At 42.0% G+C, this 14050-nt stretch carries 11 protein-coding genes; 9 read left to right on the forward strand and 2 right to left on the reverse strand.

Annotated elements, in window-relative coordinates; translation table 11 throughout:
- Positions 1-17: 17 nt before the first annotated feature.
- Entirely contained in the window at positions 18-389 is a 372-nt protein-coding gene (locus F0342_RS13070; protein WP_149156355.1) for a TIGR04086 family membrane protein, read from the reverse strand.
- 162 nt (positions 390-551) lie between these two features.
- Here F0342_RS13070 and F0342_RS13075 point away from each other — a divergent pair, with 162 nt between their 5' ends.
- A complete protein-coding gene (locus F0342_RS13075; RefSeq protein WP_149156356.1) occupies positions 552-1847 on the forward strand; it encodes an ArsB/NhaD family transporter in 1296 nt (431 codons plus the stop codon).
- Between the two features lie 68 nt (positions 1848-1915).
- A complete protein-coding gene (locus F0342_RS13080) occupies positions 1916-2566 on the forward strand; it encodes a DUF421 domain-containing protein (protein ID WP_262481738.1) in 651 nt (216 codons plus the stop codon).
- Between the two features lie 65 nt (positions 2567-2631).
- Here F0342_RS13080 and spoVB read toward each other — a convergent pair whose 3' ends face one another.
- Positions 2632-4182 (reverse strand): stage V sporulation protein B, encoded by a 1551-nt coding sequence (gene spoVB / locus F0342_RS13085; RefSeq protein WP_149156358.1) that lies wholly within the window; start codon positions 4180-4182, stop codon positions 2632-2634.
- A gap of 125 nt (positions 4183-4307) precedes the next feature.
- Here spoVB and F0342_RS13090 point away from each other — a divergent pair, with 125 nt between their 5' ends.
- The 7 genes from F0342_RS13090 to F0342_RS13120 all read left to right on the forward strand — a co-directional run bounded on the left by F0342_RS13090 (position 4308) and on the right by F0342_RS13120 (position 14049).
- Positions 4308-4628 carry a post-transcriptional regulator gene (locus F0342_RS13090; protein ID WP_149156359.1) on the forward strand — a complete coding sequence of 107 codons (321 nt, stop codon included), beginning with the start codon at positions 4308-4310 and terminating at the stop codon, positions 4626-4628.
- A 130-nt stretch (positions 4629-4758) separates the two neighbouring features.
- Complete coding sequence (gene secDF, locus F0342_RS13095) at positions 4759-7023, forward strand: protein translocase subunit SecDF (RefSeq protein ID WP_149156360.1); 2265 nt, start codon at positions 4759-4761, stop codon at positions 7021-7023.
- Positions 7024-7168: 145 nt separating this feature from the next.
- The gene (locus tag F0342_RS13100; protein WP_188048540.1) at positions 7169-8053 is read left to right on the forward strand and encodes a cation diffusion facilitator family transporter; all 885 of its coding nucleotides are present in this window, start codon (positions 7169-7171) and stop codon (positions 8051-8053) included.
- Between the two features lie 13 nt (positions 8054-8066).
- The gene (locus F0342_RS13105; protein ID WP_149156362.1) at positions 8067-8402 is read left to right on the forward strand and encodes a LapA family protein; all 336 of its coding nucleotides are present in this window, start codon (positions 8067-8069) and stop codon (positions 8400-8402) included.
- Positions 8403-8705: 303 nt separating this feature from the next.
- Entirely contained in the window at positions 8706-11069 is a 2364-nt protein-coding gene (recJ, locus tag F0342_RS13110; protein WP_149156363.1) for a single-stranded-DNA-specific exonuclease RecJ, read from the forward strand.
- On the forward strand, positions 11060-11572 hold the full coding sequence (locus F0342_RS13115) for an adenine phosphoribosyltransferase (RefSeq protein ID WP_044339542.1): 513 nt from the start codon (positions 11060-11062) through the stop codon (positions 11570-11572). Before recJ ends, F0342_RS13115 begins: the two co-directional genes overlap by 10 nt.
- A 287-nt stretch (positions 11573-11859) precedes the next feature.
- Complete coding sequence (locus tag F0342_RS13120; protein ID WP_149156364.1) at positions 11860-14049, forward strand: RelA/SpoT family protein; 2190 nt, start codon at positions 11860-11862, stop codon at positions 14047-14049.
- Position 14050 lies beyond the last annotated feature (1 nt).

Below are 14050 nucleotides of genomic sequence, written 5' to 3' on the forward strand. Positions count from 1 at the left end.
TTTAATTGGAGAGGGAACTAGTTCTCTCTATTTCCACCACTCATATTCACTCCGAGGATCCCTCCCATCATGGCTGTGAGGATGTAGCAGCCGTGATAGATAAGCTGCTCCATTGAAAACAGACTATCGTACCCGAGGTATTGAAATAAGAAGATGGCGAGGGTGTAAATGAGCCCTGTTGATCCTCCGAGAACCCATCCTTTTGTCTTTCCTTTCCCACCAGACATAAATCCGCCAACAAATAAAGACAGAAACGATATGATGGTGACAAATAATGTGATGGAACTTTCAGTCAGTTCCGTAAACCGAAGCAGCAAAGAGAATAATAAGCTTGTGACAATTGCTATGACAAATATGGTTGTTGTCCCGTATAAAACGGCACCTCCCATTTTTTTCGCCTCGATGATGGTCCTCTCCCTTCTAACTCATTAAATTTTATTCATGTGATAGTACAAGCATATTCATCCACCCGGTTAAAAAGACTAGAAATTTTTCATGGTCAAGCCTCATAGACTAGTATGAAACTTCCTGGAGAAGGAGGGGCTGTGACCATGTCTCCAATGATCGTGTTGATTGTGTTTGTTTCGGTATACATCCTGCTGATGACTGAGAAATGGAACAGGGTACTCGCTGCCATGGCAGGGGGCGTTGCCATGCTTTTAATTGGGGCTTTTCCCATTGAGAAGGCGTTGTTTACGTATATAGATTGGAAAACCATCACTCTGCTTTTTTCCATGATGTTAATTGTAACGTTGACGAGTAAAACGGGGTTCTTTGAGTATATTGCCATCCGGTTTGCACAATGGGTGAATGGGAATGGACTGGCTCTTCTGACCCTATTTTCCTTATTGGCGGCAATTGGCTCTGCCTTTTTGGCTAACGTAACGATTGCCATGTTATTGGTGCCAATCCTTTTTAAACTGACGAAGCTACTTGAACTTCCTCCCATTCCTTTTCTCATCATGACAATCCTTGCTTGTAATATTGGTGGGACGGCGACTTTAATTGGCGACCCGCCTAATATGATGATCGGTCAGGCGGTTAAACACTTTACGTTTAATGCATTTATTGAAAATTTATTACCCGTCGTTTTAATGGTTTATATTGTTACTTTACTTATCATGTGTGTCCTGTACAAAGAAGTCCTCTTTGTCAAGGAAGACAGGAAATTACTCCTTAAAGGAATTAAGGCAGAGGAGTATTTAAAGAAAGACAGAGGGCTCCTTCAGTCCTTGTTTGTGCTTGGATTAGTGTTGGTCGGCTTTTCTTTATATCCGATGTTTCATCTCGATGTGACGACCGTCTCCCTTGCCGGGGCTGTTCTGTTAATGCTGCTTCTCGAAAAAATTTATCCTCCGGAATCGATATTAAAAGAAGTGGAGTGGGGGACGCTGTTTTTCTTTATGGGCTTATTCCTTCTTGTGGGAGGGATCGAAGAAGCGGGCTTCATTGATGAAATCGCCCGTGAAATTTTGCGGTTAACAGATGGAGATATGAAGAAAACGGCATTTGTCATTTTGTGGGGAACCGGTATATTGTCTGCCATTGTAGATAACATTCCATTTGTAGCTGCCATGATTCCAGTCATCCAGGAATTTGGTGAATTCGGTATGGTCAATATGGATCCATTATGGTGGTCGTTGGCTTTAGGTGCTTGTTTAGGCGGGAACGGTACATTGCTTGGTTCTTCATCTAATCTTGTGATAGCAGGACTGGCATCGAAAGAAGATGTACATATCAAGTTTTATCAATATCTTCTTATTGGTGTACCCGTGACGTTGATTTCCCTTGCTGTTTCAACGATTTATGTGTATTTCAAATATATTCAGCCATTTTTAGGTGGATAAATATTCCTCCCATTAAATTTCTCTATCTGTCGATACTACATAAGACGAATGTATGAGGGGGAAAAGTAGTGGAGGAATATTTCCTAATTATTATTCGCACTCTTTTTCTTTATTTTTTGATCATCTTTATCTTTCGAATCATGGGAAAAAGAGAGATCGGTGAACTAAGCATACTCGATTTAGTGGTCTTTATCATGATTGCCGAGATGGCTGTCATGGCCATTGAACAACCTAAGGATCCCATCATCCACACGTTGCTTCCAATGGGGGTAATTGTGATGATCCAAATCGTATTTGCATGGTTTTCCCTGCGATCCAAACCGTTTCGTGAACTGTTGGATGGTAAACCATCCGTTATCATCCATAACGGGAAAATCGACGATAAGGTGATGAAAAAACAAAGGTATAACTATGATGATTTACTCCTGCAATTAAGAGAAAAAGATATCTTCAATCTGGCAGATGTGGAGTTTGCAATCTTGGAACCTTCAGGGAAATTATCGGTATTAAAGAAAGATGATGAGGAGGAAGCGTCTCAGTCCATGACTTTGCCGTTGATATTAGATGGGCAGGTCCAAACCACTCATCTGGATATGATCGGGAAAACAGTTTTCTGGTTACGAAAGGAAATGAGGGATAGAGGCTTTAAAAATATACAAGAAATTTCATTTTGCAGCTTTCAGAATGGGCAATTCTATATTGATGAAAAAAACCATTAGTCTACATGTTAACGTTCACATAAAAACTCCTCAACATCATGTTGAGGAGTTTTTATGTGTGATGATTATACCGTAATAAATCGGCGGATGAATGGAACGCGCGCAAGGTCGTTTTTCACGATAAGCTTAAGGCTGATGGAGAGGAGAAGGTATACAATCGTTGAAGATATTACTCCAATTAATAAGCGGAACACGAGGCCTTCACCGCTAAATACGTATAGATACGAATAATGAGCCCATAATCCTGTAGTAATCAGTACAAAGCCGGTCTTTAAGTAATCCCTTAAGTATATCGTCATCGGGATATATTTAAGGATGGTCATGAAATGAAGCATGGTGACGAGCATAAATCCTGTTACAATCCCGAGAGCTGCCCCATTGATGCCAAAAGCGGGTTGAGAGGCAAGAATGAAGATGACCCCAGTCTTTACCACGGCACCGATTAAGCTGTTGATCATAGCGGCTCTTGCAAGGTTCAGAGCTTGGAGAACAGCTTGCAGGGGCCCTTGATAGTAATAAAATATAAAGAATGGGGCCATAATCATTAAGAAACCTGCACCACTTTCGCTTCCGTACATCACCTGCATGAGAGGCTTGGCATAAACGTAAAGGATGACGACGGATATGCCTCCTGTAATCAAGCAGAATCTTAGCGCCTGTTGAAGCCTGTGCTCGATTAATGTGAAGTTTTTTTGAGAGTTGGCTTCGCTTATGGCCGGTACAAGAGATTGAGATAATGAAAGTGTAATGAATGACGGGAGGAACAAAAGAGGTAAGGCATATCCTGTAAGGGATCCATACTGCTTTGTTGCCATTCCGGCCGCCACGCCAGCAAGGGCTAAGCTGTTGACAACGACTATTGGTTCGAAAAACCAGGCAATCGACCCAATCATTCTACTTCCGGTTGTAGGCAAGGCCACGCTCATCAATTCATTAAACGTTTCACGTCCATTTCGGATCGAGGTGAAGAAATTTCGTCTAAGCTTGAACTTTTTCTTGATTTTAAAGCTGGCAAACAGGTATAGAAGAGAAGCGAGTTCTCCTAATACAGACGCCACCATGGCAGCAGCGGCTGCATATTCAATCCCATATGGAAGGAAGGTCTTCGTTAATACGGCAATTAACGTAATCCGGACCACTTGCTCAATAACTTGGGAGTAAGCAGAAGGTTTCATGTTCTGCCTTCCCTGGAAATAGCCTCTGATGACAGAGGAAATTGCTACAATTGGAATGATTGGAGCGATGGCAACTAAAGGATAATAGATTCGATCATCGGTAAATAAAGCTTCGGTCAAGTAAGGAGCAAGCAGAATAAGAGCCGGTGTGAAAATGATGGAAAGCCCGAGTGTGATCGATAAGGAAACCACCAATATTTTTTTGACCTTCCGGATATCTCCTCTGGATTCAGCTTCAGCTACATTTTTTGAGATAGCTACAGGAAGGCCAAGTTGAGTGATGGTGATGACAAGGATCAGGGTCGGAAAAGCCATCATAAAAAGACCGACGCCTTCTTCACCGATGAATCTTGCAACGACGATCCGGTTTACAAACCCTAATATTCTAGTAATAAAGGCTGCCATCATTAAGATCATTGTGCCCTTAAGAAATTTTGACATAAAATTCCCTGCCTTCTCAAAATTGGTATTATCGTATACAATGATGTATATGCACAAGGGTGGACAAAGCATGACAAGTAGTGAACAATTCCGGCTATATTTAGCCCAGATGGGGTGAACGGGGAATGAAGAGTAATCAGCATCCTTATGATCGTTTCTATGAATCGTTAGAACCAGCACTAATAAGCAAAGTAGAAGAATTTGAAATTCTTGGCTATGGAAAAGCAGATGTCGGCCGACTTTGGTCCTACTTAACGAAGAAGAAATGGAAGAAACCCGAAACGGATGTAAAATTCTTTCAGCTAGTGAGTGATGTGTTAACGGTTAAACCCGGTGAGTATATGAGCTTTGAAACGATTGAAGCATACAGATCTCCCAATTGGTTTGCAGATGTGAATGAAGATGAATTGAACGAACTTCTTCGTCCTAATAAGCACGGAAAATAGTCCGAAAAGAAATTGACACCTTTTTCTTTCTCATAGATAATGAGAATGCCTGAAGATTTTAGGAATTATATTACTTTTTGAAGCACATAGTTCGTATGGTTTTTAAAACGGCAAGGAGGATCTATACATAATGGTAAAGCGTGGCCGAATAATTGCCTTCTTTATACTTGTGATATTACTTGCAGGTACTATGGGAGGAACAACGAAGAGTATTGTCGATAACATTAAATTAGGATTGGACCTGCAAGGCGGGTTTGAAGTTCTTTATGAAGTTCAACCGATTAAGAAGGGTCAGGAAATTACGAAAGAAACGGTGTCCAATACAGCCGATGCATTGGACAAACGTATTAACGTATTGGGTGTCAGTGAGCCTAATATTCAAATTGAAGATGGAAACCGGATCCGTGTACAATTAGCGGGGGTGGAAGATCAAAACGAAGCAAGGGAAATCTTGTCCACTCAAGCCAACCTGTCGTTCCGCGACGTAAATGATAAAGTCCGGTTGGATGGATCGGACCTTGCATCCGGTTCTGCGAAGCAAACCTTCGATGACAAGAACAATCCAATTGTTTCCTTGAAATTAAAAGATCGTGAAAAATTCTATGAATTGACGAAGGAAATATCTGCAATGGCTCCTCAAAATCAGCTCGTGATCTGGTTGGATTTCGAGGAGGGAAAAGATTCTTATCAAGCTGAAGTGGGAAAAGAAGATCCGAAATTCTTGTCGGATCCCGCTGTAAGACAGCCGATCAACTCTGATGAAGTCATCATTGAAGGGAATTTCACCGTAGAGCGAGCTCAGAATCTTGCTTCCTTATTGAATGCAGGAGCACTACCTGTAAAGCTGGATGAAAAATATTCAACTTCAGTCGGGGCAAAGTTCGGTCAGCAGGCTCTTGATAAAACTGTTACGGCAGGTATCATCGGGATTGCGATCATCTTCTTATTCATGATTGCGTATTACCGTTTCCCGGGCCTGATTGCTACGATTACACTTTCAGTTTATATCTACTTAATTCTATTGATTTTCGATTTAATGAATGGGGTCCTCACACTCCCTGGAATTGCAGCACTCATCCTTGGGGTTGGAATGGCCGTCGATGCCAACATCATCACCTATGAACGGATCAAAGAAGAAATGCGCGTTGGAAAGCCTATTCGTTCAGCCTTCCAAGCGGGTAATAAATCTTCGTTCTTAACGATACTGGATGCTAACGTAACAACGATCCTTGCAGCAACGGTTCTTTTCTTATATGGAACAAGCTCTGTAAAAGGATTTGCAACGATGCTGATTGTCAGTATCCTAACAAGCTTCGTTACAGCAGTATGGGGTTCTCGTTTATTGCTTGGACTGTGGGTAAACAGCCGCTTCTTTAATAAAAAACCAGGCTGGTTCGGCGTGAACAAAAACGAAATCAAAGACCTGGCGGAAAATTACGATACGCTGGATCTGCCAACTCGTTTCGATCGCTTTGATTTTGCTGCACAACGCAAAAAATTCTTCGGATTATCAGCTATCCTGATCACGGCGGGGATCATCATACTGGCTATATTCAGATTGAATTTAGGGATCGACTTCGTGAGTGGTTCACGTATGGAAATCCTTGCTGATCAGAGCTTAAAGACAGAAGAAATCCAAGATGAGTTGAAAGAAATGAAATTGCCTTCTGAAGATGTAGTGATTTCAGGGGACGATGGAAATATCGCCGTCGTTCGCTATACGGAAGATTTAAACAAAGATGAGATCGCCGCATTAAAGGACCGATTTAACGAACTGTACGGAGCGGAACCAAGCATCAGCACCGTTTCACCAGTTATCGGGAAAGAGCTTGCTAAAAATGCGATGATCGCTGTAGCGATCGCATCGATCGGGATTGTCATCTATGTGACATTCCGCTTTGAATGGAGAATGGCAGCTGGTGCGATCCTTGCACTCCTGCATGATGCATTCTTTATCATTGCATTCTTCAGTTTAACAAGACTCGAGGTAGATCTTACATTTATCGCAGCTGTCTTAACCATTGTCGGTTACTCGATAAATGATACGATCGTTACCTTTGACCGGCTTAGGGAAAACCTTCATAAGAAGCGTAGGCTGAAAACGGATAAAGATATAGAAGATGTCGTGAACCAAAGTATCAGACAAACGATGGGGCGTTCCGTGAATACCGTATTAACGGTGGTGTTTACAGTTCTAGCTCTCATGATCTTTGGTAGTGAGTCCATCCGTAACTTCTCCATTGCCTTACTAGTCGGGTTGATTTCAGGTACGTATTCTTCTGTATTCATTGCCTCTCAAGTTTGGCTGGTGTTGAAGAAGAAAGAACTGAAGAAAACAGGTACGATCAAAACCGTGAAAGAAAAGAAGACGTGGTCAGACGAACCGCAAGTATAAGAGTATAAATGGGTCCGGGGAGAGCTTCTCCCCGGACCTGTCTTTTTTTGTTTTTTTACGGTATTGGGTTACAATACTAATAGTTGAAAGGAGGCGACACCGCTTGAATCATGAAGACCGTTTTAGGAAAGCTGAAATAGCTGCAATGATTGGTGTTGTAGGGAATATTGTACTGGCGGTTATTAAGTGGGGAGCCGGTATATTAGGAAATAGTAGAGCGTTGATCGCAGATGCCGTTCACTCTGCCTCCGATGTTGCAGGGTCTCTCGCCGTCTTTATCGGATTACGTGCAGCTAAGCAGCCTCCTGATCAGGATCATCCATATGGCCACGGGAAGGCCGAGTCCATAGCAGCAATCATTGTGGCAGTCTTATTGTTCTTAGTCGGGATTGAGATTGGAAAATCGTCCATAGAATCTTTCTTTCATCCTTTAACACCTCCAACAGCGATTGCTATCTATGCCGTCATCTTTTCCATTATTGTGAAGGAAGCAATGTTTCAATACAAATATCGATTGGGTAAAAGAATAAAGAGTGATGCTTTGATCGTCAATGCATATGAGCATCGTTCAGATGTCTTTTCATCCATTGCCGCACTTGTCGGGATTTCCGCATCCATCCTCGGAGGGAAATTCGATATTGGCTTTCTTGTATACGCAGATCCGGTAGCCGGTATCTTTGTTTCGCTCCTTGTCCTCAGGATGGCCTGGCACTTGGGAGCTGAATCCATACATAATACGCTGGATCACGTAATGCACGAGGAGGATATCCTACCCTTTCGTAAAATAGTGGACTCTGTACCTGAAGTGAAGGGAATTAATGAACTCCATGCCAGGGAACATGGGCATTACGTTATCATTGATTTGAAAATCAGTGTGGATCCTCATATGACTGTCGAGGATGGTCATCGCGTCGGCAAGCAGGTAAAGAAAAAACTGCTTGAAGAATCCAATGTGAATGATGTGTTCATTCATATTAATCCGTACAATCCGGCTTCTGAAGAAAGGGATGAACAAATAGACTTATCCTAAGGAGGGGAATTCGATGAAATTTCAGTGGACATTATTATTAGGTATTTTCTTTGCATTGGTTGTTTCCGTTTTCGCCGTCATCAATGTAGATCCTGTCACCGTCAATTATTTCTTTGGTGAAGCTGATTGGCCTCTTATTTTAGTCATACTTGGATCTGTATTCATGGGGGGAATCATTATCGGGTCGGTTGGACTGTTTCGATTATTCGTCGTCCAACGAAAAGTAAAGGCTTTAGAGAAAGAAAATTTACTGTTAAAAGAACAGGCTGAAGGTATGCATAAAGAAAAGGCCGAAAAAGTCCCTTTGAAAAAGAGTGCTCCCGGCTCAGTTGGGGAAACAGGAGAGTAAACAGCTTGGTGGTTATGCCACCAGGCTATTTTTTTTATTAAAAGGGATCACTCTTATGGGACTGGCATCCAAATCCGGTCGCTAGCCACTTTTGTTAAAAATTGTTTTTCGAATATCGACCGGATTTTCAACTGAAACGACCGGAATATGACAGGAAGCGGCTGTATACTAAACAGAAGTATAAAGGAAATGCATTCATTGGGTGGGACTTCCCAAGCAGCCTTTTCTTTTGTAGCACCCATCTAATAAGATTGAAACCACACCCTCCTTTTTGTATAATGAGTAAGGCTGAGGGGTGAACGTATGTTAAACTCAAAAACACGTTGGATGATGACAGAATCAGATCAACATAAAATATCAGAACTGGCAAATGAATTAAAAGTGCCTCCGCTTGTGGCGAAACTATTAATCAACCGGGACTTGGTCGACGTAGAAGAAGCCCGGAATTTTCTATTTGATACAGGCGATTCATTTCACGATCCATATCTTTTTGAAGATATGAAGAAAGCAACGGAAAGAATCAATAAAGCCATTGAAAACGGGGAAAGGATTCTTGTTTATGGTGATTACGATGCTGATGGTGTAAGTAGTACGTCAGTATTGATGACAGTATTAAGGGACCTTGGTGCAGAGGTGGAATTCTATATCCCAAACCGGTTCAGCGAAGGATATGGCCCTAATGAAGGTGCCTTTCGCTGGGCAAAGGAAGAGGGATTCACGCTCATCATAACAGTAGATACGGGAATATCCGCTGTGAACGAAGCAAAATTGGCAAAAGAACTGGAAATCGATTTGATCATTACAGATCACCATGAGCCCGGACCGGAATTACCTCCGGCTTTTGCCTTGATTCATCCAAAGGTCGAAGGGACTACCTATCCTTTTGGAGAACTGGCAGGAGTAGGGGTGGCCTTCAAACTGGCTCATGCCCTATACGGCGAACTGCCTGTCCACCTGCTTGATCTTGCTGCGATTGGGACCATCGCCGATTTAGTACCGTTAAGAGGAGAAAATCGCCTTCTGGCCAAGCGTGGGATTGCCCAGCTACGGGTTTCAAACCGATTGGGAATAAAAGCATTATGCAGGATTGCCAATGCCCAACAACAAGAAATTACGGAAGAATCTATTGGATTCATGATTGCGCCCAGAATAAATGCTGTCGGCCGGTTAGGGGATGCAGACCCTGCCGTTGATCTTATGCTCACAGAAGATGCTGACGAAGCAAAGGCCCTGGCTGAAGAAATTGACAGCTTGAATAAAGAAAGACAGGCGATCGTGTCTCAAATGACCGAAGAAGCGGTTGAGATGGTGGAGAATGATTTTCCTCTATACGATAACTCTGTACTTGTAATCGGGAAAGAAGGCTGGAACCCTGGAGTAGTCGGAATTGTAGCTTCACGCTTAGTGGACAAGTTTTACCGTCCGACCATCGTACTCAGCTTTGACTCTGAAAAAGGAACCGCAAAGGGATCGGCAAGAAGTATCGCAGGGTTTGATTTGTTCAAGAATTTATCAACCTGCCGTGATATTCTTCCTCATTTTGGCGGACATCCGATGGCTGCAGGTATGACCTTACAGTTAGACGATGTAGCTCAGTTCAGAAACCGATTAAATGAGTTGGCTTCGACTGAATTAACGGAAGATGATTTTATTCCAGTCACACAGCTTGATGCTTCTGTAACAGTGGATGAAATCTCCGTAGAGTCGATCGAAAAGCTTCAGCTTCTGGCCCCTTTTGGGATGCATAATCCAAAACCGAAGTGGATCATAAACAATGTAAGCATCGAACACTATAAAAAAATCGGGTCTGCACAAAATCATTTGAAACTGGTCTTAGCAGACAAGGGCGTACAATTGGACGGTGTCGGTTTTGGATTGGGAGAACTGGCCGATCATATGACACCATTTTCGAATGCATCTGTTATAGGTGAATTATCGATTAATGAATGGAATAATCGCAAGAAGCCTCAGGTGTTTTTACAAGATGTGAAAATTGACCATTGGCAATTATTTGATGTTCGCGGGATTAAACAAGTGCATAAATGGAATGGGCTTGTCCCTGATGAAAATAAAATAACTATTTGTTTTAATCCGGCTACTTTAGAAAAGCTGAGTCTGGGAAAAGATGAAGTGATGCTACTTGAGGATGGTTCTTCACTTGAAGGACTTGCAACCGATAAGGCAAGCCTGGTTCTTCTTGATCTGCCTACTTCCAAGCCAATACTTGAAGAGCTCTTGAAGAAAGGTCAACCTCACCGGATCTATGCCCATTTCTTCCAGGAAGAAGATCATTTTTTCAGTACGATGCCAACACGTGAGCATTTCAAATGGTACTATGGATTTTTAACGAAGCGTGGATCATTTGATTTAAATAAACACGGTGACGACCTGGCTAAATACAAAGGCTGGTCAAAAGAAACAATAGATTTCATGTCACAGGTGTTTTTTGATTTGAAGTTTGTTACAATAGTGAATGGATTTATTTCTCTCAATCCTGAGAAAACCAAGAAAGATCTTTCTGAATCTCTAACATATCAGAAGAAACAACAACAATACGAGATTGAAAACGAATTGTTATATTCTTCCTATCAAGAGTTGAAGACTTGGTTTAATGAAAGGATAGAAGAGTCTGTTACAATTGAGGAGGAAGTAAAAGCATGGACTTAAAACAATATGTTACAATCGTTGAGGATTGGCCTAAAGAAGGAATTAAGTTTAAAGACATCACTACATTAATGGATAATGGTGATGCATATAGATACGCGACAGATCAAATCGTAGAGTATGCAAAAGAGAAACAAATCGACCTGGTTGTGGGACCAGAAGCGCGAGGGTTCATTATTGGATGCCCAGTGGCGTATGCATTGGGAGTGGGTTTTGCTCCTGTGCGTAAACCTGGTAAGTTACCGCGTGAAACCATTCAAAAAGAATACGGATTAGAGTATGGTAAAGACGCTCTGACGATTCATAAAGATGCAATTAAACCTGGACAACGAGTTCTTATCACGGACGACCTGCTTGCAACTGGCGGGACGATCGAAGCTACCATCAAGCTTGTAGAAGAATTAGGTGGAATTGTGGCTGGTACAGCATTCCTAATCGAATTAACGTACCTGGATGGGCGCGACAAGCTTGACAACTATGATATTCTTACATTAATGCAATACTAATATTGTTTATCAATTCTCATACACGTATATACTATGTGATATACTGTTAACTTAAGGGACTGACATCTGGTTTTGAATGTCAGCCCTTATTTTTTATTTGGAAGGGTCAATCGATGGTTGATGTGGATAATGCGGATTTTTTCGTCGACAATTATCGACGAAAATAGATGTTATCTGAGAATTTTCCACTAACCCCTTTACATAACCCTTTTTTTTTTTGATAATAGTAACAATCATTAAAATCGAACACTAGTGAAATATAATAAAATACAAAGGTGATTTTGATCATGGCTAAAGATCAAGTACTAACCCCGGAACAGGTTATTGATAAAACAAGAGAATACTTAAACGATGAGCATGTAGGGATGGTCCAGAAAGCCTATGAGTATGCAAGGGATGCCCATAGTGAGCAGTACCGTAAGTCTGGTGAACCCTATATCATTCATCCCATCCAGGTAGCGGGAATACTCGCGGATCTGGAAATGGATCCGGCAACCGTCGCTGCCGGTTTTCTTCATGATGTAGTGGAGGATACCGGTGTTTCTCTTGGAGAAATTGAGGAAGCATTCAATGCCGAAGTGGCCATGCTTGTAGATGGAGTCACAAAGCTTGGAAAGATTAAATACAAGTCACAGGAAGAGCAGCAGGCTGAAAATCACCGGAAAATGTTTGTGGCGATGGCTCAGGATATCCGTGTCATTCTGATTAAATTGGCAGACCGTCTGCATAATATGAGAACGTTGAAACATCTGCCACAGGAGAAGCAGCGAAGAATTGCAAATGAAACACTGGAAATCTTTGCTCCTTTGGCACATCGTTTAGGGATTTCGAAGATTAAGTGGGAATTAGAGGATACTTCGTTGAGATATTTAAATCCTCAACAGTATTATCGTATTGTCAACCTAATGAAGAAAAAGCGTGCGGAGCGTGAAGAGTATTTAGAGGACGTTGTAAATGAGGTAAAGGAAAAGTTAGGCGACGTGAAAATCTCAGCAGAAATCTCTGGCCGTCCTAAACATATTTACAGCATTTACCGCAAAATGGCTCTTCAAAACAAGCAGTTTAATGAAATATATGACCTATTGGCAGTGCGTGTAGTAGTAGATAGCATTAAGGATTGCTATGCCGTTCTGGGAATCGTCCACACGTGTTGGAAGCCAATGCCTGGCAGGTTCAAAGATTATATTGCCATGCCTAAGCCGAATATGTATCAATCTCTTCATACAACTGTCATCGGTCCTAAAGGGGATCCTCTTGAAGTGCAAATCAGAACGCTTGAAATGCACCAAATCGCTGAGTACGGAGTGGCGGCACACTGGGCATATAAAGAAGGTAAAGAAGCGAACGAAACGGTTACCTTCGAGAAGAAGCTTTCATGGTTCAGGGAAATATTAGAGTTCCAAAACGAATCTGCCAATGCGGAAGAGTTCATGGAGTCTCTTAAGATTGATCTCTTCTCTGATATGGTCTTTGTGTTCACACCTAAAGGAGATGTACTGGAATTGCCATCGGGATCTGTTCCGATTGACTTTTCTTATCGTATCCACTCAGAGATCGGTAATAAAACGATCGGCGCCAAGGTAAATGGTAAGATGGTCACTCTTGACTATAAGTTGAAAACGGGGGATATCATTGAAATTCTCACGTCCAAGCATTCTTACGGCCCCAGTCAGGATTGGCTTAAGCTTGCGCAAACATCCCAAGCGAAGAATAAGATCAAGCAATTCTTCAAAAAGCAGCGAAGAGAAGAAAATATTGAAAAAGGCCGGGATTTAGTAGAAAAAGAAATCAAGAATCAAGATTTCGATGTAAAAGAAATCCTTACTCCTGAAAATATTAAACGTGTATCTGAAAAGTTTAACTTCTCAAATGAAGAAGATATGTATGCAGCCGTTGGCTATAACGGGATTACGGCGGCTCAAATCGCCAATCGCTTAACCGAGAAAGACCGGAAAAAACGTGAACAGGAAGACAGCCTGGAAGAAACAATGAAGGAATTGAATGCCCAACCAGCCAAGCGTAAAAAAGATGCCGGTGTCCAGGTAGAGGGCATTGACAATCTTCTTATCCGCTTGTCCCGTTGCTGCAGCCCTGTTCCCGGGGATGAGATCGTAGGATTTATCACAAAAGGCCGTGGGGTTTCTGTGCATCGTGCCGACTGTACAAACGTAATGGCGGATGAAGTAGAGCAGCGGCTCATTCCAGTGTCATGGGAAAGTGATAGAAATGACCGTAAAGAATACAATGTGGATATTGAAATCTCCGGTTACGATCGCAGAGGCCTTTTAAATGAAGTGCTTCAGGCGGTAAATGAGACGAAGACGAATATATCGGCAGTAAGTGGAAAATCCGATCGAAATAAAGTGGCAACCATTAACATGTCCATTTCGATTCACAATATATCCCACTTACACAAAGTCGTGGAAAGAATTAAACAAATTTCAGATATTTATGCTGTAAGAAGAATCATGAACTAAA

Origin of the sequence: Bacillus sp. CH30_1T (assembly GCF_008364765.1) — a bacterium.
In the GTDB taxonomy this organism is placed as follows: Bacteria; Bacillota; Bacilli; order Bacillales; family Bacillaceae_B; genus Rossellomorea.